This is a genomic window from Herbaspirillum robiniae, from assembly GCF_002213415.1.
In the GTDB taxonomy this organism is placed as follows: domain Bacteria; phylum Pseudomonadota; class Gammaproteobacteria; order Burkholderiales; family Burkholderiaceae_D; genus Herbaspirillum; species Herbaspirillum robiniae.
In genome coordinates this window covers 60,729-82,278 of record NZ_NJGU01000010.1, presented here as the reverse complement: position 1 = coordinate 82,278, position 21,550 = coordinate 60,729, and the positions used below count along the sequence as shown (strand labels likewise).

Annotated in this window: 18 protein-coding genes; 7 read left to right on the top strand and 11 right to left on the bottom strand. The window is 65.3% G+C overall.

Going from position 1 to position 21,550, the window contains the following annotated elements; all coding sequences use genetic code 11:
• Window positions 1-13: 13 nt before the first annotated feature.
• From CEJ42_RS18325 to CEJ42_RS18315, 3 genes are all read left to right on the top strand, one after another.
• Complete coding sequence (locus tag CEJ42_RS18325) at window positions 14-1,654, top strand: acyl-CoA synthetase (protein ID WP_088752061.1); 1,641 nt, start codon at window positions 14-16, stop codon at window positions 1,652-1,654.
• Window positions 1,651-2,217: a PPC domain-containing DNA-binding protein gene (locus CEJ42_RS18320; protein ID WP_079218320.1), complete on the top strand. Its 567-nt coding sequence runs from the start codon at window positions 1,651-1,653 to the stop codon at window positions 2,215-2,217. The genes CEJ42_RS18325 and CEJ42_RS18320 overlap by 4 nt, the downstream gene beginning before the upstream one ends.
• Before the next feature lie 77 nt (window positions 2,218-2,294).
• Window positions 2,295-2,669 carry a PPC domain-containing DNA-binding protein gene (locus CEJ42_RS18315; RefSeq protein ID WP_088752177.1) on the top strand — a complete coding sequence of 125 codons (375 nt, stop codon included), beginning with the start codon at window positions 2,295-2,297 and terminating at the stop codon, window positions 2,667-2,669.
• 84 nt (window positions 2,670-2,753) lie between these two features.
• Here the strand turns inward: CEJ42_RS18315 and CEJ42_RS18310 are convergent, their stop codons facing one another.
• The 7 genes from CEJ42_RS18310 to CEJ42_RS18280 form a co-directional block, all read right to left on the bottom strand.
• Entirely contained in the window at window positions 2,754-4,046 is a 1,293-nt protein-coding gene (locus CEJ42_RS18310) for a dicarboxylate/amino acid:cation symporter (RefSeq protein ID WP_088752060.1), read from the bottom strand.
• A 173-nt stretch (window positions 4,047-4,219) separates the two neighbouring features.
• Entirely contained in the window at window positions 4,220-5,509 is a 1,290-nt protein-coding gene (locus CEJ42_RS18305) for a dicarboxylate/amino acid:cation symporter (RefSeq protein ID WP_088752059.1), read from the bottom strand.
• A 321-nt stretch (window positions 5,510-5,830) separates the two neighbouring features.
• The gene (glcF, locus tag CEJ42_RS18300; RefSeq protein WP_079218317.1) at window positions 5,831-7,081 is read right to left on the bottom strand and encodes a glycolate oxidase subunit GlcF; all 1,251 of its coding nucleotides are present in this window, start codon (window positions 7,079-7,081) and stop codon (window positions 5,831-5,833) included.
• 17 nt (window positions 7,082-7,098) lie between these two features.
• Window positions 7,099-8,184: a glycolate oxidase subunit GlcE gene (gene glcE / locus CEJ42_RS18295; protein WP_079218316.1), complete on the bottom strand. Its 1,086-nt coding sequence runs from the start codon at window positions 8,182-8,184 to the stop codon at window positions 7,099-7,101.
• A 1-nt stretch (window position 8,185) separates the two neighbouring features.
• Entirely contained in the window at window positions 8,186-9,673 is a 1,488-nt protein-coding gene (locus CEJ42_RS18290) for an FAD-linked oxidase C-terminal domain-containing protein (protein WP_088752058.1), read from the bottom strand.
• 813 nt (window positions 9,674-10,486) lie between these two features.
• Window positions 10,487-11,377: a LysR substrate-binding domain-containing protein gene (locus tag CEJ42_RS18285; RefSeq protein ID WP_088752057.1), complete on the bottom strand. Its 891-nt coding sequence runs from the start codon at window positions 11,375-11,377 to the stop codon at window positions 10,487-10,489.
• Between the two features lie 162 nt (window positions 11,378-11,539).
• Window positions 11,540-12,955: an FAD-binding oxidoreductase gene (locus tag CEJ42_RS18280; protein ID WP_079218313.1), complete on the bottom strand. Its 1,416-nt coding sequence runs from the start codon at window positions 12,953-12,955 to the stop codon at window positions 11,540-11,542.
• Between the two features lie 295 nt (window positions 12,956-13,250).
• On the opposite strand from CEJ42_RS18280, the gene CEJ42_RS18275 reads away from it, so the two are divergent.
• Complete coding sequence (locus CEJ42_RS18275) at window positions 13,251-13,808, top strand: cob(I)yrinic acid a,c-diamide adenosyltransferase (RefSeq protein ID WP_088752056.1); 558 nt, start codon at window positions 13,251-13,253, stop codon at window positions 13,806-13,808.
• 85 nt (window positions 13,809-13,893) lie between these two features.
• On the opposite strand, the gene dxs is transcribed toward CEJ42_RS18275, so the two are convergent.
• From dxs to CEJ42_RS18260, 3 genes are read right to left on the bottom strand one after another with little or no spacing between them, the layout of a single operon-like run.
• Window positions 13,894-15,759: a 1-deoxy-D-xylulose-5-phosphate synthase gene (gene dxs / locus CEJ42_RS18270; protein ID WP_088752055.1), complete on the bottom strand. Its 1,866-nt coding sequence runs from the start codon at window positions 15,757-15,759 to the stop codon at window positions 13,894-13,896.
• Between the two features lie 40 nt (window positions 15,760-15,799).
• Entirely contained in the window at window positions 15,800-16,732 is a 933-nt protein-coding gene (locus CEJ42_RS18265) for a polyprenyl synthetase family protein (RefSeq protein WP_079218310.1), read from the bottom strand.
• The gene (locus CEJ42_RS18260) at window positions 16,732-16,992 is read right to left on the bottom strand and encodes an exodeoxyribonuclease VII small subunit (RefSeq protein ID WP_079218309.1); all 261 of its coding nucleotides are present in this window, start codon (window positions 16,990-16,992) and stop codon (window positions 16,732-16,734) included. The genes CEJ42_RS18265 and CEJ42_RS18260 overlap by 1 nt, the downstream gene beginning before the upstream one ends.
• Window positions 16,993-17,258: 266 nt before the next feature.
• Here CEJ42_RS18260 and CEJ42_RS18255 point away from each other — a divergent pair, with 266 nt between their 5' ends.
• The 3 genes from CEJ42_RS18255 (at window position 17,259) to CEJ42_RS18245 (ending at window position 20,442) form a co-directional block, all read left to right on the top strand.
• Window positions 17,259-18,377, top strand: coding sequence for an aromatic ring-hydroxylating oxygenase subunit alpha (locus CEJ42_RS18255; RefSeq protein WP_079218308.1), 1,119 nt, complete (start codon window positions 17,259-17,261; stop codon window positions 18,375-18,377).
• A gap of 253 nt (window positions 18,378-18,630) precedes the next feature.
• The gene (locus CEJ42_RS18250; protein WP_079218307.1) at window positions 18,631-19,548 is read left to right on the top strand and encodes a DMT family transporter; all 918 of its coding nucleotides are present in this window, start codon (window positions 18,631-18,633) and stop codon (window positions 19,546-19,548) included.
• Between the two features lie 36 nt (window positions 19,549-19,584).
• Window positions 19,585-20,442, top strand: a complete 858-nt coding sequence (locus CEJ42_RS18245; protein ID WP_088752054.1) for a sulfurtransferase — start codon at window positions 19,585-19,587, stop codon at window positions 20,440-20,442.
• 26 nt (window positions 20,443-20,468) lie between these two features.
• Here CEJ42_RS18245 and CEJ42_RS18240 read toward each other — a convergent pair whose 3' ends face one another.
• On the bottom strand, window positions 20,469-21,392 hold the full coding sequence (locus tag CEJ42_RS18240) for a LysR family transcriptional regulator (protein WP_079218305.1): 924 nt from the start codon (window positions 21,390-21,392) through the stop codon (window positions 20,469-20,471).
• Window positions 21,393-21,550 lie beyond the last annotated feature (158 nt).

Sequence of the window (21,550 nt, the reverse complement as noted above, 5' to 3'; positions counted from 1 at the left end):
CTCCGCAGCACGCATTACAACAGCAACGCCAATTTCAATTAGAACGAGTGAGACGATGTTAAAGAAAGTCATGAACCTGGGCCGCCTGTTATCCGACGTGGCGCGCCGCTTTCCCGACGAGCCCGGCCTGATCTTGAGCCGCTGCGGCGACAACGGTGACGACAAAATCATCACCTGGAAGCAGATCAACGACCGTGTCGACGCCCTCGCGCATGCGCTCAGCCAACGCGGCGTGAAGAAAGGCGACAAGATGCTGGTCCATTCGCGCAACAACCAGCAGATCTTCGAAAGCGCCTGGGCGGCCTTCAAGCTGGGCGTGGTCTGGGTTCCGACCAACTTCCGCATCACGCCTCCCGAAGCGGCCTACCTGGGCCAGTCCAGCGGCGCGTCCGTGATGCTGTACGACCGCGGCTTCGCCAACTACGTCGACGCGGTCAAGGCCGCCTCGCCGGCGCTGGAACACGTGATCGCGCTGGGCGATCCGCGCCCGGGCGAGCTGGATTTCGACACCCTGGTGGCCGACGCCGGCGGCGCGGCGTTCGATGAAGTCGAGGTCGACTACGAGGATCCGCTGTGGTTCTTCTACACCTCCGGCACCACCGGCCATCCCAAGGCGGGCATGCTGGCGCACGGCCAGATGGCTTTCGTCGTCACCAACCACCTGGCCGACCTGATGCCGGGCCTGAACCACGAGTCGCGCTCGCTGGTGGTGGCCCCGCTGTCGCACGGCGCCGGCATCCACGCGGTCATCAACACCGCGCGCGGCGCGGCCAGCATCCTGTTGTCTTCCGAACGCCTGGTGGTGGAAGAAGCCTGGCAGCTGGTCGAGAAATACAAGGTGGACAACATGTTCACCGTGCCCACCATCGTCAAGATCCTGGTGGAAGACGAATCGGTCGACCGTTACGATCACTCCTCGCTCAAGCACGTCATCTACGCCGGCGCGCCGATGTACCGCGCCGACCAGGTCTTTGCGCTGAAGAAACTGGGCCGCGTACTGGTGCAGTACTACGGCCTGGGCGAAGTGACCGGCAACATCACCTTCCTGCCGCCGTACATGCACTTCGACGACGACGCCCATCCGCAGGCGCGCGTGGGCACCTGCGGCATGCCGCGCACCGGCATGGAGATCGCCATCCTGGACGACAACGGCGCCAGGCTCAAGGCCTTCGAGACCGGCGAGATCTGCGTGCGCGGGCCGGCCGTGTTCATGGGCTACCACAACAACCCGGACGCCAACGCCAAGGCCTTCAAGCACGACTGGTTCCACACCGGCGACCTGGGCCACGTGGACCGCGACGGCTTCCTCTACATCACCGGCCGCTCTTCCGACATGTATATCTCGGGCGGCTCCAACGTCTATCCGCGCGAGATCGAAGAGGCGCTGCTGACGCACCCGGCGGTGTCGGAAGTGGCCGTGCTGGGCGTGCCCGATCCCAAGTGGGGCGAGAGCGGCCTGGCCGTGATCGTGTGCAAGTCGGGCCAGTCGGCCGACGGCGAAGCGCTGCTGGCGCATCTGGAAGAGCGCATCGGCAAATACAAGTGGCCACGCCGCTTCGTGTTCTGGGAAACCATGCCCAAGTCGGGCTATGGAAAGATCGTCAAGAAACAGATCAAGGCATTGCTTGAGGAGAAAGGTGACTATCGCTTATGAAACTCTCCAACAAACCCGCTGACGGCCATCCGGGATTTGTCGAGGTCCGCAAGTTCCTGCACGCAGGCCAGCAGAGCTATCCGCGCACGCTGGACCTGGAGGCCAATCCGGCCGAGGAACTGCGCATCACGCTGGCCCCGGGCACCCTGGTGGGCGAAGCGCTGCGCCGCGTGCTGGCGCGCTACGGCCAGCGCGGCGGCGTCGGCCGCATGTGCGGCGGCACCGCGCGCCGCCTGCACTACCACCGCATCGAAAACACCAAGGACCAGAACCGCCCGTATGACTACGGCCCGCCGCATGTGCTGGAAGGCGCGATCACTTTCGTGACCGGCGCCATCACGGTGGGCCAGAACCAGGAAGGAAAGGTATTATTGCATTGCCATTCGGGCTTCATCGATGGCGATGGCGCCATCCACGGCGGCCATCTTTTGCTTGATACGGTGGAAGTGGGCGACGATCCGCTCATCATCCGCCTGTGCTTGTTTTCCCAGGGCGCCTTCGTCGTCAACAGCGATGAAGAGACGCACTTCAGTCTATTGCATCCGACACCCATGGAATCATGATGACGAACCTAATCACAACGACAACAGAGACAGACGACAACATCCAGGTAGAAGAAGGCACATTGGGCAAGCTGGTCATGGCCCGCCTCAAACCCAACCAGGACCTGACCGAGAGCGTGGAAGCGCTGTGCCGCCAGCACGGGATGAAAACCGCCATCGTGCGCGGCGCCATCGGCAGCCTGATCGACGCCCACCTGCAATACGCCGCCGCCGGCGGCCTGCGCCAGATGGAAATCAACGGCCCCGGCGTTGAAATCCTCAACGTCTTCGGCGAGATCGGCTTCTCGGACGGCAAGTCCAATCCGAACCCGCTGCAGGGCGTGGTGGCCGACACCGACGGCAAGATCTTCGCCGGCCGTTTCGTGCGCGGCGCCAACCTGTCCTTCATCACCATCGAAATCACGCTGCAGGAGTGGATCCCGGCCAAGGTGCGCGAAGCCGTTCCGGCCTGAGCACTGCCCTTTGCCCTGCCCGCAAAAGAAAAGGAGCACGTCGTTGCCGGCATGCTCCTTTTTGGCTTTGCGGCGGGAAGAGGCTTAAGCGTGCAGCTTGAGTTCGGCCTCGGCCTGGATGGCCTGCTCGGCGGCCTGCGCCTCCTGCTCCGACAGCAGTCCGCCTTCCCACTTCGCCACCACCGCCGCGGCGATGGAGTTACCTACAGCGTTGGTGGCGGATCGGCCCATGTCCAGGAAGGTGTCGATGCCCAGGATGATCAGCAACCCCGCTTCCGGAATGCCGAACTGCTGCAGCGTGGCGGCTATCACCACCAGCGACGCGCGCGGCACGCCTGCCATGCCCTTGGAGGTCAGCATCAGCACCGCCATCATCGTCAGCTGGGTGCCCAGCGAAAGCTCGATGCCGTAAGCCTGGGCGATGAACAGCGTGGCAAAGGTGCAGTACATCATCGAACCGTCGAGGTTGAAGGAATACCCCATCGGCATGACGAAGCTGGAAATCTTGCGCTTGACGCCGAAGCGGTCCAGCGCGTCCAGCAGCTTGGGATAGGCAGCCTCGGAACTGGCGGTGGCAAAGGACAGCAGGAAGGCCTCCTTGATCAGCGCCAGCAGGCGGAAGATGCGCCGGCGCAGGAAGGCGAAGCCGGCTGCCACCAGCAACGTCCACAGCAGCAACAAGGCCAGATAGAAATCGCGCATGAAGATGGCGAAGCTGAGCAGAATACCCAGCCCGTTGACGGCCACGGTCGCGGCAATGGCTGCGAAAACCGCGACCGGCGCGGCGAGCATGACGTAGCCCGTGATCTTCAGCATGACGTGCGAGAGCTCGTCGATGGATCCCAGCAGGGTCTTGCCGCGCTCGCCCAGCGCCGCCAGCGCCACGCCGAAGAACATCGAGAACACCACGATCTGCAGGATCTCGTTCTTGGCCATGGCTTCGGCGAAAGACTTCGGCACCAGGTGGCTGACGAACTCCTTGATGCCCAGCGAACCCGTCGCAACGACCCCGCCGCCGGCGCCCGTATCTGGCAGCGTGATACCCAGGCCCGGCTGCAACAGGTTGGCCATCACCATGCCCAGGCCCAGCGACACGACCGAGGCCGTAATGAACCAGCTCAGCGACTTGGCGAAGATGCGCCCGACCGAATGTGCATCGCCCATGTTGGCGATACCGACCACCAACGTGGAGAACACCAGCGGTGCGATCACCATCTTGATCAGGCGCAGGAAGATGTCGGAGGCGATTGAAATGTAGTCGGCGATCTGCGCGGCTTGCTGCTTGTCGGCGGCGCAGGTGTTGATGAGGTAGCCGGCCAGCACGCCGAGCAGCATGGCGCCGAAGATCCAGGCGGCGGCGGGAATTCGTTTTTTCATACATGTCTCCGGATGTCGTTCCTGCGCGGAGCTGCGAAGGATGCGGCACGTTAGAGACCAGGACGAAGCACGTCAATCGAAGCGCGACGATAGTACGCACCAACTCTCAAAAACAAAAAAGCTTCGCCGAAGCGAAGCTTTTTTATGAAGTGTCAGATCGTTTTCTTTCGAATTCAGCCGTGCAGCCTGAGTTCGGCCTCGTTCTCGATGGCCTGCTCGGCGGCGCGCGCTTCTTCCTCGCTCAGCAGGCCGCCTTCCCACTTGGCGACCACGGCCGAGGCGATCGAGTTGCCCACCGCGTTGGTGGCCGAGCGGCCCATGTCGAGGAAGGTGTCGATGCCCAGGATCACCAGCAGGCCCGCCTCGGGGATGTTGAACTGGTGCAGCGTGGCGGCGATCACCACCAGCGAGGCGCGCGGCACGCCGGCGATGCCCTTGGAGGTCAGCATCAGCACCGCCATCATGGTGATCTGGGTGGTCAGCGACAGCTCCATGCCGTAGGCCTGGGCGATGAACAGCGTGGCGAAGGTGCAGTAGATCATCGAACCGTCGAGGTTGAAGGAGTACCCCATCGGCATGACGAAACTGGAGATCTTGCGCTTGACGCCGAAGCGGTCCAGCGCGTCCAGCAGCTTGGGATAGGCGGCCTCCGAACTGGCCGTGGCAAATGCCAGCAGGAAGGCTTCCTTGATCAGGGCCAGCAGGTGGAAGATGCGCTTTTTCAGGAACACGAAGCCGGCGGCGATCAGGATCAACCACAGCAGCACTAGCGAGAAGTAGAAGTCGCGCATGAACACCGCGAAGCTGACCAGGATCTCCAGGCCGTTGACCGCCACGGTGGCGGCCATCGCTGCGAACACCGCCACCGGCGCGAACTTCATCACGTAGCCGGTGATCTTGAGCATGGCGTGCGACAGGTCGTCGACCACGGCCAGCAGGTTCTTGCCGCGCTCGCCCAGCGCCGCCAGCGCGATGCCGAAGAACATGGAGAACACCACGATCTGCAGGATCTCGTTTTGCGCCATCGCTTCAGCCACCGACTTGGGCACCAGGTGGTTGAAGAATTCCTTGACCGTGAACTTGCCCGTGGCCAGGCCCACGCCGGCCGCGTCAGGCGGCGGCAGCGCCACGCCCATGCCGGGCTTGAGCAGGTTGGCCATCACCATGCCCAGCGCCAGCGACACCAGCGAGGCGGCAAAGAACCAGCCCAGCGACTTGCCGAAGATGCGGCCCACCGACTTGGCGTCGCCCATGTGGGCGATGCCGACCACCAGGGTCGAGAACACCAGCGGCGCGATCACCATCTTGATCAGGCGCAGGAAGATGTCCGAGGCGATGGAGATATAGCCGGCCAGTTCCTTGGCCTGCGCCTTGTCGTAGTGCGAGAAGATCAGGTAGCCGACCAGGATGCCGAGCAGCATGGCGATGAAGATATAGGCGGCTGGTGGAATGCGTTTTTTCAAGATGGTCTCCTGCTCCTGGAACCGGCGGGGCCGGCCCAAAAGTCTGACGAGGGATGGAATGCGCTTGCTGCGTCGCCGACCTCGGTTGGACCCGGAGGCGGCATTTCGTTCAGCGGCCGGAAGCTTGCAGACGAGAAATATTGTCGGCTTTTTCCTGCTGGGCGATAAAAAAAGCTCGAAGCTTATTGATTTATGGCCCTGCTCGTCAAGCCGGGAAGCGGCAAACATCCGCAAATTACCGCTTTTGTGATCATTTCATCCACAAAAAAGCCCCGCATCAGCGGGGCTTGTTGCCTTGCGGACAGCAATGTCAGCAGCCTGTCAGGCGCGTCCCTGCAGGGCCGCGTCCAGCAGCTCGATCCAGTGCCGCACCGGCGTGTCGGTGCCCGATTGCAGATGGGTCACGCAGCCGATGTTGCCGGTGACGATCATGTCGGGGTCGGTGGCGGCCAGGTTCTTCAGCTTGTTGTCGCGCAGCTGGTAGGACAGCTCCGGCTGCAGCACCGAATAGGTGCCGGCCGAACCGCAGCACAGGTGGCTGTCGGCGCACAGCTGCACGTCCACGCCGGCCGCGCGCAGGATGGACTCGACCTTGCCGCGGATCTTCTGGCCGTGCTGCAACGTGCAGGGCGGATGGTAGGCGACCCGCTTGCCGTCGTAGCCGGCCAGCTTCTGCTGCAGCTCGGCCTCGAACTCGGGCAGGATCTCGCTGATGTCCAGCGTCATGCGCGAGATGCGGCGGGCCTTCTCGGCGTAGGCGTGGTCGTGCTGCAGCAGGTGGCCGTACTCCTTGACGGTGGCGCCGCAGCCGGAGGCGTTCATCACGATGGCCTCGGCCTTGATGCCGTCGCGGCCTTCGCCTTCGATATAGGGCCACCAGGCGTCGATGTTGCGGCGCATGTCGTCCAGGCCGCCGTCCTGGTCATTCATGTGATAGCGGATGGCGCCGCAGCAACCGGTCTTGGGCGGCACGAACAGCTGCACGCCCAGCGCGTCGAGCACGCGCGCGGTGGCGCTGTTGATGTTGGGCGACATCGAGGGCTGCACGCAGCCGTCCAGCAGCAGCATCTGGCGCGCATGCGCGCGGGTCGGCCAAGCGCCGGCCTGCTGCGGCAGCGGCACCTTGTTCTGCAGCACCTTGGGCAGCAGCGGGCGCACCATCTGCCCTGCCTTCATCGCCGGGCGGAACAGCCATTTGCGCGGCAGCAGCTCCTTCAACGCCGTGCGCGCCAGGCGCTGCGACAGCGGACGCGGCACCTGCTGCTCCACCACCTTGCGGCCGATATCGACCAGGCGACCGTACTGCACGCCCGATGGGCAGGTCGACTCGCAGTTGCGGCAGGTCAGGCAACGGTCCAGGTGCGACTGCGTGGCGGCCGTGGCCTGCTTGCCTTCGAGCACCTGCTTGATCAGGTAGATGCGGCCGCGCGGGCCGTCCAGTTCGTCGCCCAGCAGCTGGTAGGTCGGGCAGGTGGCGGTGCAGAAACCGCAGTGCACACAGTTGCGCAGGATGGCGTCGGCTTCCTGGCCTTCGTGGGTGTCGCGGATGAAGTCGGCTAGATTGGTTTGCATAACTGTTGGCTTTCGGCTTACAGGCCCGCGTACATGCGGCCGGGATTGAAGATGCCGGCCGGGTCGAATTGCGCTTTGAGGTTGCGATGGATCTTTTCCACCGCCGGCTGCAGCGGATGGAACACGCCGATGGCCTTGTCGCCGCCGCGATGCAGGCTGGCGCTGCCGCCCGCGGCCAGGGCCGCGGCGCGAATGGCGACCGCGTCGACGCCGGCGTCGGGACGCAGCCAGCGCTGCGCACCGCCCCACTCGATCAGTTGGCGGCCGTGCAGCTCCAGCGGCGGCGCCACCGACGGCACCGACAGGCGCCACAGCGGCGCATCGGCGTCGGCGAAGAAGGCATGCTGCTGCTCGCGCAGGTCGCGCCAGAAATCGTCGCCGTTGGAGAGCTCGCTGCCGCCCAGCTTCTTGACCGCCGAATCGACCGCAGCCTGCGCACCGGCCAGGCGGATGGTCAGCACGTTGTTGCTCCAGGCGCTGGCCACCAGCGGCAAGGGCTGGCCGCCGCACTGGTTGAGCAGGCGCAGCGCCCCCTCCTGGTTCATCTCGAAGACGCGCGTGCTGGAGGCGAAGGGCTTGGGCAGCACCTTCAGCGAGACCTGCAGGATCAGCCCCAGCGTGCCCAGCGAACCGGTCAGCAGGCGCGACATGTCATAGCCGGCGACGTTCTTCATCACCTGGCCGCCGAAGTGCAGCTGCTCGCCGCTGGCATCCATCAGCACCGCGCCCAGCACGAAGTCGCGCACCGCGCCGGCCGATACCCGCGCCGGGCCCGACAGGCCGGAGGCGACCATGCCGCCGACGGTGGCCGCGCCGTCGAAGCGCGGCGGCTCGAAGGCCAGCATCTGGTTGTTCTTCTCCAGCGCGGCGTCGATCTCCGACAGCGGCGTGCCGCAGCGTGCGGTGATCACCAGCTCGGTCGGCTCGTAGTCGACGATACCGCTGTAGGCGCGCGTGTCCAGCACCTCGCCCTGCGGCGCCTGGCCGTACCAGTCCTTGGTGCCGCCGCCGCGGATCTGCAGCGGCCGGCCTTGGACGATGCGCTGGCGGAAGGAGTCCAGCACGGCGCTCATGTCCGCATGTGTGTGTGTCTGCTCGCTCATTTCAGAATCTCGGCAATTCGGGGTGGCGCAACTGGCCGCGCTGCACGTGCATCTTGCCGTACTCGGCGCAGCGGTGCAGGGTCGGGATGGCCTTGTCGGGGTTGAGCAGGAAGGCGGTGTCGAAGGCGCGCTTGAGCTTGAAGAAGGCCTCGCGCTCGGCCGGCGCGAACTGCACGCACATCGAGTTGATCTTCTCGATGCCCACACCGTGCTCGCCGGTGATGGTGCCGCCCACTTCCACGCACAACTCGAGGATCTCGGCGCCGAACAGTTCGGCGCGGTAGAATTCGTCGGCGATGTTGGCGTCGAACAGGATCAGCGGATGCAGGTTGCCGTCGCCGGCGTGGAACACGTTGGCGCAGCGCAGGCCGTATTTCTTTTCCATCTCGGCGATGCCCAGCAGCACCTGCGCCAGCTTCTTGCGCGGGATGGTGCCGTCCATGCAGTAGTAGTCGGGCGAGATGCGGCCGGCGGCCGGGAAGGCGTTCTTGCGGCCGGACCAGAAGCGCAGGCGCTCGGCCTCCGAGGTCGAGCAGGCGATGGCGGTGGCGCCGCTGGCGTTCAACACCTCGGTCATGCGGCCGATCTCTTCTTCCACCTCTTCGGCCGTGCCGTCGGACTCGCACAGCAGGATGGCCTCGGCGTCGACGTCGTAGCCCGCCTTCACGAAGGGCTCGACCATGCGCGAGCTGGTCTTGTCCATCATCTCCAGGCCGGCCGGAATGATGCCGACGGCGATCACGTTGGCCACGGCGTTGCCGCCCTTCACCACGTCGTCGAACGAAGCCATGATCACGCGCGCGGCCTGCGGCTTGGGCACGAGCTTCACCGTCACCTCGGTGACCACGCCCAGCATGCCTTCGGAGCCGATGAACACCGCCAGCAGGTCCAGGCCGGGCGCGTCCAGCGCACCGCTGCCCAGTTCCACCACATCGCCTTCGATGGTCACCATGCGCACGCGCAGCACGTTGTGCACCGTCAGGCCGTACTTCAGGCAATGCACGCCGCCGGAGTTCTCGGCGACGTTGCCGCCGATGGTGCAGGCGATCTGCGAAGACGGGTCGGGCGCGTAATACAGCCCGTGCGGCGCGGCCGCTTCGGAAATGGCCAGGTTGCGCACGCCGGGCTGGACCACGGCGGTGCGCGAGTACTTGTCCATCTTCAGGATCTTGTTGAATTTGGCGGTCGACAGCACCACGCCGTCGGCGATCGGCATGGCGCCGCCGGACAGGCCGGTGCCGGCACCGCGCGGCACGATCTGCACCTTCAGATCGTGGCAGGCCTTCATGACCGCGACCACCTGCTGCTCGTTCTCGGGCAGCACCACCACCATCGGCAGTTGCCGGTAGGCGGCCAGGCCGTCGCATTCATAGGGACGGGTATCTTCTTCATCGAACAGCACGCAGTGCCCGGGCACTGCGCGGCGCAAGGCCTCGACGACCTCGCGCTGGCGTGCCGGCGCGAAGGATTGGTTAGCGGGAGCATTCATGCTGGACCTCGGCTTTGGGCTATGCGGGCAATAGGAAAGCGGCCCGGAGGCTGATGAGGGGCGGATCGCGTCCGCCTTCTTTCGTACTTGTCTCGCTGGTTCTCGGCCCGCTTTGTGCGGACGCTTTTCAAGCTTGCAGTGTAACTAATTTTAGGGGGTGCAATGCCCGCCTGTTGTACTGCGGCGCACTGAAAAGAATTTTTGACGGGAATGAATTATTTTCAGCGGGGAAAGAAGGTCTGACCTTTCGATGCCGGGGAGGCGCGGGAAGCCGCCCGATGGGCGGCGAAACGACACTGGATCCCGGCCTGCGCCGGGATGACGGATTGCATCAGATAGCGAGCCAGTAGATCGAAGCCGAAGGCGAGAAGCAAGCAGCGCGAAGCCGAAGGCGAGCCGGATCCAGGGCGATGCCGCAGGCGAGCCGGACAGGCTTTCCCCTTGGGAGCCAGCCGCCGGAGCGTGCTGAAAAATGGATCAGCAAGACAGTCGAGCGAAGCGACTCTGTCTTGCCCATTTTTCAGCGCGCTCCGGCGGGAACCCCGAAGGGGCTGGATCTTAGGGGCCGCCTTCTTTTGCTTACTTTTCTTGGCGGAGCAAGAAAAGTGAGCGGCTGCCGGGCCGCCCCCGGCGCTCCGTTCCGACCGGAGAAAGATAGAACCAGAGCCAGTACATCGGCATGCAGCAAGACCAGACTACCCAAGGCAACGAACAACGGCATGTACGCCAACCTAGACAGGCCACAAGCGGCCACTCGCTCCGAACGGACACACGGGAGCAGCACCCAGTCAGATGCCAGAAAAGACAAGCCCGTCAGATGTTCTTGAACGCGTTCTGAATCCAGCTGATGAAGGTATCGACCTCAGGCCGCTCGCGCACCGAACGCTCGTAGACCACGTAATAGGCATGCGGCGGCGTACGCAGGCGCACATCGAACAGCTCGACGATCTCGCCGCGCGCCAGCAGCTCCTCGGCGAAGTGCTGACGGGTCAGGCCGACGCCGTAGCCGTGGCGCACCGCCTCCAGCAGCAGCCCCAGGTCGTCCACCCGCAGGCCGGCCGACGGCTCGGTCCAGTCCTTCAGGCAGGCCGCCTCGAACCACGGCTGCCAGGGTTCCAGCGCCGAACGCAGCAGGCTGGCGTGCTGCAGGTCGGCCGGGCTCTTCATCGGCGGCAGGGTCTTGAGATAGGCGGGGCTGGCCACCGCGAAGGCGGGTTCCTCGAACAGCTTCTCGGTGACGATGTTGGGATAGTTGCCGGCGCCGAAGCGGATCTCGACGTCGCTCTCCGACAGCGACAGGTCGTACAGCGGCACCGACAGGTAGAGCTCCACCACGATCTCGGGATGGCGCTGGGTGAAGTCGGCGATGCGCGGCATCAGCAGGTGGCGCGCGAAGGTGGGCGGCAGCATCACCTTGATCTTGGGCTGCACCGCGGCGTTACGGTGCGGCATCGGGAAGTCGGTCAGCGTACGCAGCGCCGAGCGCACCACGTCCAGGTAGCGGCGGCCGAATTCGGACAGGCCGATGGAGCGGCCATCGCGGTAGAACAGGCGCTCGCCGACGAAGTCCTCCAGCAGGCGGATGCGGTGCGACAGCGCCGAAGGAGTGATGCAGAGTTCTTCGGCCGCGATGGCGAAGGAATTGTGCCTTGCCGCCGCCTCGAAGGCGGACAGCGCGTGGACGGGTGGAAGGCGGGTGGCCATGGATTCTTTCTTGCTGCGCGTGCGAAAACGAATTGCAAAACGGACTGACAACGAACTGAAAACGGATTGCAGTGCGGTATCGAGGATAGGCGTCTCTGTGCAAACGCCTCTGGAACCGGTTACATCGCCGGCGGCACGACGGCCGCCGGCGACATCAATGCCTTATTGCTCCCAGCGCAGGATCTTGCCGGGATTCATGATGTTCTTCGGATCCAGCGCATGCTTGATGGCGCGCATGACGGCGATGGCGCCGTCGCCGTGCTCCTGCACCAGGAAGTCCATCTTGTGCAGGCCCACGCCGTGCTCGCCGGTGCAGGTGCCGTCCATGGAAATGGCGCGCGCGACCATGCGCTCGTTGACGCCTTCGGCCTTGGCCACGTCGGCCGGATCGTTAGGATCGACCATCATCTGCACGTGGAAATTGCCGTCGCCGACGTGACCGATGATGGCGTGGATCAGGCCCTGCGCCTCGCAGTCGGCCTTGGTTTCCAGCACGCATTCGGCCAGGCGCGAGATCGGCACGCAGCAGTCGGTGGAGATCGCGCGCGCGCCCGGGCGCAACTGCAAGAGCGCGAAGTAGGCGTTATGACGCGCGGTCCACAGGCGGGTGCGGTCTTCGGGGCGGGTGGCCCATTCGAAACCGGTGGCGTTGTTGTCGTTGGCGATTTCCTGCACGACTTCGGCCTGTTCCTTCACGCCGTTTTCGCTGCCGTGGAATTCGAACAGCAGCAGCGGATTGACCGGCAGGGTCAGTTTGTCGTGCGCGTTCAGGGCCTTCACGCCGTTCTCGTCGAGCAGCTCCACGCGCGCCAGCGGCACGCCGACCTGGATGGTCTGGATCACGGTGTTGACCGCGTCGGCCACGCTGGGGAAGGAGCAGATCGCCGCCGAGATCGCCTCAGGCTGCGGATACAGGCGCACGGTGACTTCGGTGATGATGCCCAGCGTGCCTTCGCTGCCCACGTAGACGCGGGTCAGGTCGTAGCCGGCCGAGGATTTCTTGGCGCGGGTGCCGGTCTTGATGATGTTGCCGTCGGCGGTCACCACCGTCAGGGTCAGGGTATTTTCCTTCATCGTGCCGTAGCGCACGGCGTTGGTGCCGGAGGCGCGGGTCGAGGCCATGCCGCCCAGGGAGGCATCGGCGCCGGGATCGATGGGGAAGAACAGGCCGGTGTCCTTGATCTCCTGGTTCAACTGCTTGCGGGTGACGCCGGCCTGCACGGTGGCGGTCAGGTCTTCGGGGTTCACGGCCAGCACGCGGTTCATCTGCGACAGGTCGACCGTGATGCCGCCCTGCAGCGCCAGCACATGGCCTTCCAGCGAGGTGCCGGTGCCGTAGGGAATGATCGGAGTCTCGAAGCGGCTGCACAGCTTGACGAAAGCGGCGACCTCCTCGGTTGTGTGCGCGAACACCACGGCGTCGGGCAACATCGGGTCATACGAGGATTCGTCGCGGCCATGGTGCTCACGCATGGCCATGGACGTCGACAGGCGATCGCCGAACAGGGCCTTGAGTTCATCCAGCAGTGCCTGCGGCACCGGGCGTTTCAGTTTCTGTGCATCAACAATGTGGTTCATGTGTCTCTCTCGGTGTGTCTCTGTTGTCTGTCTTGTTATATGTTGCGCGATGCGTGGCGGCGCCATGCCGGAGGAGGAACATCCCCTGCTCCTCCAGTGGACTGACCACTGATTCAACTGATGAATTTTACTCTCTTGCGGCGAAGTGATTCGGCAAATATCCGATGCCTTTTCGGCTCGCTTGCCAGATCAAGTGAATTTTTTACGGATTTTTGCTTGCCGGAATGACAATCGCGCAGGCTTGCGCCCTCTGCTCGCGCAGCTTAAGCTCGCGCACTTCACCAAGGAGAAAGCCATGGGCAACCGCCTCTCAAAGATCGCTACCCGCACCGGCGACGACGGCAGCACCGGCCTGGGCGACGGCAGCCGCGTGGGCAAGGACAGCCTGCGCATCCAGTCGCTGGGCGAGGTCGACGAACTGAACTCGCAGCTCGGCCTGCTGCTGTGCGAGCCGCTGCCGGCGACGCTGCGCGAGGAGCTGGTCTCGGTCCAGCACGACCTGTTCGACCTCGGCGGCGAGCTGTGCATCCCCGGCTACGCGGTGCTGTCCGACGCCCACCTGGCGCGGCTGGATGCGCTGCTGGAAAAATACAACGCCACCCTGCCGCCGCTGAAGGAATTCATCCTGCCCGGCGGCTCGCGCACGGCGGCGCTGGCGCACGTATGCCGCACCGTATGCCGTCGCGCCGAGCGCAGCGTGGTGATGCTGGAGAAGACCGAGCCCGGCGGCGTGAACGCACCGGCGCGGCGCTACCTGAACCGGCTGTCCGACCTGTGCTTCGTGCTGGCGCGGGTGCTCAACCGCGAGGCCGGCGGGCAGGATGTCTTGTGGGAAAAAGGCCGCGCGCGCTGAACGCCGGTCATCGCGCGCCATCGGCCCAAAACAAACGCCCCGCGGCTTGCGCTCGCGGGGCGTTTGTTTTTCGGCCTGAGACAGGTCAGCCGTTGTTGACCACCAGGCGCGGCTCGTCCTTGCCGAAGCGCTGCACGATGGACTCGGCGATGCCCGCCGCGTCCAGTCCGCATTGCGCCAGCAGTTGGCCGGCGTCGCCATGGTCGATGAAGCGGTCGGGCAGGCCCAGGTGCAGGATAGGCTTGGCGATGCCGGCCGCGGCCAGCGCCTCCGATACCGCCGCGCCGGCGCCGCCCATGATGCAGCCCTCTTCCACCGTCACCAGCGCGTCGTGCGACTCGGCCAGTTGCCTGACCAGCTCGACGTCCAGCGGCTTGATGAAGCGCATGTTGGCGACCGTGGCGTTGAGCTTCTCGCCCGCGCCCAGCGCCGGGGCCACCATGGTGCCGAAGGCCAGGATCGCGATGCCGCGGCCCTGGCGACGGATCTCGCCGCGGCCCCAGGGCAGCACGTCCAGGGTCTTTTCCACCGTGGCGCCGATGCCGGCGCCGCGCGGGTAACGCACCGCCGCCGGGCCTTCGTACTGATAGGCGGTGGACAGCATCTTGCGGCACTCGTCCTCGTCGGAGGCGGCCAGCACGGCCATGTTCGGGATGCAGCGCAGGAAGGCCAGGTCATAGTTGCCGGCGTGCGTGGCGCCGTCGGCGCCGACCAGGCCTGCGCGGTCCAGCGCGAAGGTCACGTCCAGGTTTTGCAGCGCCACGTCGTGGATCAGCTGGTCGTAGGCGCGCTGCAGGAAGGTCGAGTAGATCGCCACCACCGGCTTCATGCCCTCGCAGGCCAGGCCGCCGGCGAAGGTCACCGCGTGCTGCTCGGCGATGCCGACGTCGTAGTAGCGGTCGGGGAATTTCTTCTCGAAGCCGACCATGCCCGACCCCTCGCGCATGGCGGGGGTGATGCCGGCCAGGCGGCTGTCGGCGGCGGCCATGTCGCACAGCCATTCGCCGAACACCTGGGTGTAGGTCAGCTTGCCGCCGCTGCTGGGCTTGATGCCTTCGCTGGGATTGAACTTGCCGGGGCCGTGGTACAGCACCGGGTCGGCCTCGGCCAGCTTGTAGCCCTGGCCCTTCTTGGTGACCACGTGCAGGAACTGCGGGCCCTTGAGGTTCTTCAGGTTCTGCAGCGTGGGGATCAGCGAGTCGAGGTCGTGACCGTCGATGGGGCCGATGTAGTTGAAGCCGAATTCCTCGAACATGGTGGCCGGCACGATCATGCCCTTGGCATGCTCTTCCAGGCGCTTGGCCAGTTCCAGCACCGGGCCCGGCAGCACCGACTTGCCGACGTCGCGCGCCTTGGCGTAGAACTTGCCCGACATCAGGCGCGCCAGGTAGCGGTTCAGCGCGCCCACCGGCGGCGAGATCGACATGTCGTTGTCGTTCAGGATCACCAGCAGGTTGACGTCGTCGTAGACGCCGGCGTTGTTCAGGGCCTCGAAGGCCATGCCGGCGGTCATCGCGCCGTCGCCGATGACGGCGATGGCGTGGCGGTCCGAGCCCTGGCTCTTGGCGCCCAGCGCCATGCCCAGCGCCGCCGAGATCGAGGTCGACGAGTGCGCGGTGCCGAAGGTGTCGTATTCGCTTTCCACGCGGCGCGGAAAGCCGGAGATGCCGTCCTGCTGGCGCAGCGTCGACATGCGGTCGCGGCGGCCGGTCAGGATCTTGTGCGGATAGGTCTGGTGGCCCACGTCCCAGACGATGCGGTCGTCAGGCGTGTTGAAGACGTAGTGCAGCGCGATGGTCAGTTCCACCGTGCCCAGGTTGGACGACAGGTGGCCACCGGTCTTGGACACCGAGTCCAGCACGAAGCCGCGCAACTCGTCGGCCAGCGGCTTGAGTTGGTGGCGGGGCAGGCGGCGCAGGTCGGCCGGGTCGTTTATCGAGTTGAGCAGCATAACTGTTGTTACCGTTTGTTGGGTCTGAAGCGGTTGGGCTTCATGCCTTGCGTTGCACGATCAGGTCGGCAAGTTCGCGCAGGCGGCGCGCCTTGTCGCCGAACGGCGCCAGGGCCTGGTGCGCGTTGCCGCGCAGCTTTTCAGCCAGCGCCTGCGATTCGCCCAGACCGAGTATCGATACATAGGTCGGCTTGTTGTCCGCCGCGTCCTTGCCGGCGGTCTTGCCCAGCGTGGCCGAGTCGGCGGTGGCGTCGAGGATGTCGTCGACCACCTGGAAGGCCAGCCCGATGGCGCGCGCGTAGTCGTCCAGCGCGGCGCTCTCGTCGGCCGTCAGCGCCTTGCCGCCCAGCGCGCCCAGCAGCACCGCCGCGCGCAGCAATGCGCCGGTCTTCAGGCGATGCATCTGTTCCAGTTCCGACAGCGACAACGTCATGCCGACGCTGGCCAAATCGATCGCCTGACCGCCGCACATGCCCACCGAGCCGGAAGCCTGCGCCAGCAGGTTAAGCATGCGCAACTGGCGTGCCGGCATGCCGGCATCGGCCGTCGCCAGCTCCGCTTCCAGCGGCGCCGACAGCGTGGCGAACGCCTGCGCCTGCAGCGCGTCGCCCACCAGCAGCGCGGTGGCTTCGTCGTACTTCACGTGCACCGTGGGCTTGCCGCGGCGCAGCGCATCGTCGTCCATGCAGGGCATGTCGTCATGCACCAGCGAATACACGTGGATCATCTCCACCGCGGCGGCGGCGCGCTCCAGGAGCGGCAGCGGCGTGTCGAACACGTCGCCGGCGGCATACACCAGCAGCGGGCGCACGCGCTTGCCGCCGTCCATGGCGGTGTAGCGCATCGCCTCGTGCAGCCGCGCGGGCACCACGGAGACCGGCGCCAGGAAGCGGTCCAGCACGTCTTCCATGCCGGATTGCACCTGCTTTGCCCAGTCGGCGAACGGCAGCGATGTCGGGATGCGGGCGTTCATCAGTCGTCCCCGCCGGCGTTGTCGGCGCTGAAGGGCTTGAGCATGTCGCCCTCGAGCACCTTGACCTGGCTGTCGACCTTGTCCAGTTGGGCAGCGCAGAATTTCACCAGTTCCGAGCCGCGCTTGTAGGCGGCCACGGAGGCTTCCAGCGGCAGCTCGCCGGCTTCCATCTGCGCCACGAGCTGTTCCAGCTCCTGCATGGCTTGCTCGAAGGAGGCCGGGGGCGCGGCGGTGGCGGCAGTGGCTGAGGTTCTCGGCATATCGACCCATTAAAAAAACTAACCCGCTATTTTAGAACAATCCTCTGATTCCAAAATCAATTCGGGACGGGATTTGCAGAAAGGGCTGGAGACGAAAACGTAAGTTCGGCCAAAATGCTGACATTTTGCTCTCAAAACCCGCCCCTTTAGGGGCTATTTGCAGTATAATCCCCGGTTCTGTCCAAAATTTCCTCTTCATATTATTTGAACACAGGTTTTTGCGGATTTTCTTCCTTAGGTTGGTGCAAATTAATTTGGGGGCGGAAATGTCCGATCTTGCTACTTTTGCCAAATTGGCGCGATCAAACGCGCAACTCCCGGTCAACGTCTATTTCGACGAACCGCTCTACCAGCGGGAACTCCGACAACTCTTCCAGCAGGGCCCACGCTACGCCGGCCATGAACTGATGGTGCCAGAGGCGGGCGACTACGCGACCCTGCCCTGGGAAAACGAAGGCCGCATGCTGGTGCGCAACGCGCAAGGCATCGAGCTGGTCTCCAACGTATGCCGCCATCGCCAGGCCAAGATGCTGGACGGCCGCGGCAACGCCAAGAACATCGTGTGCCCGCTGCATCGCTGGACCTACGACCTCAAGGGCGAACTGATCGGCGCGCCGCATTTCGGCGAAACGCCTTGCCTGAACCTGTCGAAGACGCCGCTGCAGAACTGGAACGGCCTGCTGTTCGAAGGCCACGGCGCCGACGTCGCGGCCAAGCTGAAGAACCTCGGCGTGGCGCGCGACCTGGATTTCTCCGGCTATCTGTACGACCACACCGAAGTCCACGAGTGCGACTACAACTGGAAGACCTTCATCGAGGTCTACCTGGAGGACTACCACGTCGAACCCTTCCATCCGGGCCTGGGCAACTTCGTCTCCTGCGACGACCTGAAGTGGGAGTTCGGCCGCGACTACAGCGTGCAGACCGTGGGCGTGAACCACGGCCTGGCCAGGTCCGGCTCGCCCACCTACGCCAAGTGGCAGGAAAAGCTGCTGAAGTTTTCCAACGGCACACCGCCGAAGTTCGGCGCGATCTGGCTCACGCTCTATCCCAACATCATGGTCGAGTGGTATCCGCACGTGCTGGTGGTGTCGACGCTGTGGCCGACCGGCCCGCAGAAGACCACCAACGTGGTGGAGTTCTACTATCCGGAGGAGATCGCCCTGTTCGAGCGCGAACTGGTCGAGGCCGAACGCGCCGCCTACATGGAGACCTGCGTCGAGGATGACGAGATCGCCCTGCGCATGGACGCCGGCCGTCGTATACTGATGGATCGCGGCACCAGCGAAGTCGGTCCGTACCAGTCGCCGATGGAAGACGGCATGCAGCACTTCCACGAGTGGTACCGCAGCCAGCTCGACGTGCCGCCGGGCGCCAAAGAATAATCCGGCCACAGGCCGCGCGAGGAGATTGCATGCAAGGGGAGCGGCAGAACGACGACGCAACGCGAATGCGCCGCCACTGCCTCCACCCTGAACTTGCCATCCTCACAACCCGACCCGCAACACATGATCGGCAGCACCGGCACCGTCCGGCGCTGCCGATTTCATTTTCCGGCGGCCGCGCGCCCCATCCGCCGGCGCCACGCGCAGGCGCGCGCCCGTCCCTCCGACTCCACCCCACTACAACATCACCGCCATGCAATCGCTCTGGATGCTCGTCGCCTCGTTCCTGTTCTCCATCATGGGGGTCTGCGTCAAGATGGCGGGCGAGTACTACACCACCGCCGAGATCGTCCTGTGCCGCGGCCTGGTCGGCGTCACCGTCATCACCGCCATCGTGCTGCTGCGCGGCGGCACCTTCCGCACGCCCTTCCCGCGCGACCACCTGATCCGCGGCGGCATCGGCGTGATCTCGCTGTGGATGTGGTTCTATTCCTTCAGCCTGCTGCCGGTGGCCACCGCCACCACGCTGAACTACATGTCCTCGATCTGGATCGCCGCCATGCTGTTTGCGGCCGGCTGGTGGAAAGGCAACAAGAAGTTCGAATGGGGCCTGGCCGGCACCGTGCTGCTGAGCTTCATCGGCGTGGCCCTGCTGATGCGCCCCTCGCTGAACGCCGAACAGCTGGTGGGCGGCGCCATCGCGCTGTTCTCCGGCGTGCTCTCGGCGATGGTGTACCTGCAGGTGCGCAAGCTGGGCCTGCTGGGGGAACCTGAATACCGCGTGGTGTTCTACTTCTCGCTGACCGGCGTGGTGGCGGGACTGGTGGGAAACGTCTTCGTCGGCAAGATGCCGCTGCTGCATGCGCATACGCCCACCGGGGCCTTCCTGGTGATCATGATAGGCTTGACCGCCACGCTGGCGCAGATCGCCATGACGCGCGCCTACCGGCTCGGCAACACGCTGGTGACGGCCAACCTGCAATACACCGGCATCGTGTTCTCCAGCCTGTTCGGCGTGGTGATCTGGAACGACGCGCCGGGCTGGCTCGGCTGGACCGGCATCGCCATCATCCTGGCCAGCGGCATCCTGGCGACCTACCACAACCAGCGCACCAGCCAGAGCGCCGCCAAGAACGTGCCCAAGGTCGACCCGATCGCGACCGAAGTGTAAAACCGATTACCGCATCAGAGAACAAGGAGAGACCGCATGACCTACAGCACCCTGATCAGCGCCGCCGACCTGAAGTCGCGCGCGCAATACCTGAACCTGGTGATCGTCGATTGCCGCCACGACCTGGCCAATCCGAACGCGGGGCGCGACGCCTACGCCGCCTCCCACCTGCCGCAGGCGCGCTTCGCCCATCTGGACGAGATCCTCTCCGGCGCCAAGACCGACGCCGCGGGCCGCTTCCACGGACGCCATCCGCTGCCCGACCGCCAGCGCTTCGTCGACGCCATGCGCGCGCTGGGCATCAACAACGACACGCAGGTGGTGGCGTATGACGCGCACGGCGGCATGTTCGCCGCGCGCCTGTGGTGGCTGCTGCGCTGGATCGGCCACAGCGACGTGGCGGTGCTGGACGGCGGCATGGCCGCCTGGCAGGCCATCGGCGAACAACTGACCACCGAGACGCCGCCGCCGGCCGCGCACGGCAACATCCAGGACCTCACCTCGATCGTCAAGACGGTGGATGCGCATGCGCTGGTGGAGAACCTGGCGTCACAGAAACTGCAGGTGGTCGACGCCCGCGCGCCGGATCGTTTCCGCGGCGAGAACGAGACGCTGGACGCCGTCGGCGGCCATATCCCGGGCGCCAGGAACCGCTTCTTCAAGGACAACCTGCAGGCCGACGGCAGCTTCAAGGGCGCAGCCCAGCTGCGCGAGGAATGGCTGTCGGTGATCGGCGACCCGCAGGCCGCGGTGATGCAATGCGGCTCCGGCGTCACCGCCTGCCACAACCTGCTGGCGCTGGAAGTGGCCGGGCTGGCGGGCGCCAGCCTGTATCCGGGATCGTGGAGCGAGTGGAGCTCCGACGCGGCCCGGCCTGTTGCGACCGGGGCCTGATCCCGGCGTCATGACGCGCGCCGGACTCAGTCCCCGTCCGGCGCGGGCAAACCCGCCGCCCTCAGGCCTTCGATGAAGGCCTCGACAAACTGGCTCACCATCGCCGGCGCATCGCGCCGCCGCAGCAGCGCCACTTCCGAATGGAAATCGGCGTCCTTCACCGCCGGAAAACTCACCCCCGCCGACAGCGAAATGCTGGCCATGCTCTGCGGCACCACGGCGATGCCGAAACCGGCGTTGACCAGGCTCAGCAAGGAATTCTTGCGCGAGGTGGCGCGCGCCACGCGCGGATAGAAGCCATGGGCGATGCAGCGCTCCGCGACCAGGTAGCTCAAGCCGCCGCGATCGCGGTGCGGCACGGTGACGAAGAATTCATCTCGCAGCTCGGCGATCTCCACCTCCGCGCGCTGCGCCAGCCGATGCGACGCCGGCACCGCCGCGACCAGGCGCTCGCGATACAGCAGCGTGCTTTCAAGATTGGGATTGGCGCGCAGGATGGGCAGGCGCGCCAGGCCGATGTCGGCGCTGCCCTCCTCGATCTCGCGCGCCTGGTATTCGGACGGCGCCTGCGAAATCTCCAGCGAGATGCCGGGAAAGGCCGCCAGCACCGCGTTCAGGGTCGGTCCCAGCGGCGCCGACAGCGGCACCGAACTGGAATGCAGCAGGCGCAGCGCGCCGTGCTCGCCGCGGCCGATGGTGCGCGCCTGGGAGACCGCGCGATCGAGGTCGAGCAGGATCTTGCGGCTGCGCTCGTAGAAGTCCTGGCCGGCGTCGGTGAGCTCGAACTGCTTGGCTTCGCGGCGCAGCAGCACCACGTCGAGATCGGCCTCCAGCTCCTTGATCTGCCGGCTCAGCGCCGACTGCGCGACATACAGCCGCTCGGCCGCGCGCGTATAGCCGCGGGCCTCGACGATCCCGACGAAATACCTGAGTTGCCGGATTGAAATCATGTGTCTCCCTGGTCCCCATATCGTTTTGAGATGGTGCGCCGGCCGATTTGATATTGGCGCGGCAAGCTCCGCAAGCCTACAGTGAAGACGTCTGCCGCGCCGTCCGGCGCCGGCTCTTCCCGAAAGGATGCATCGTGCTCGAAGACCTCTCCCTGTTC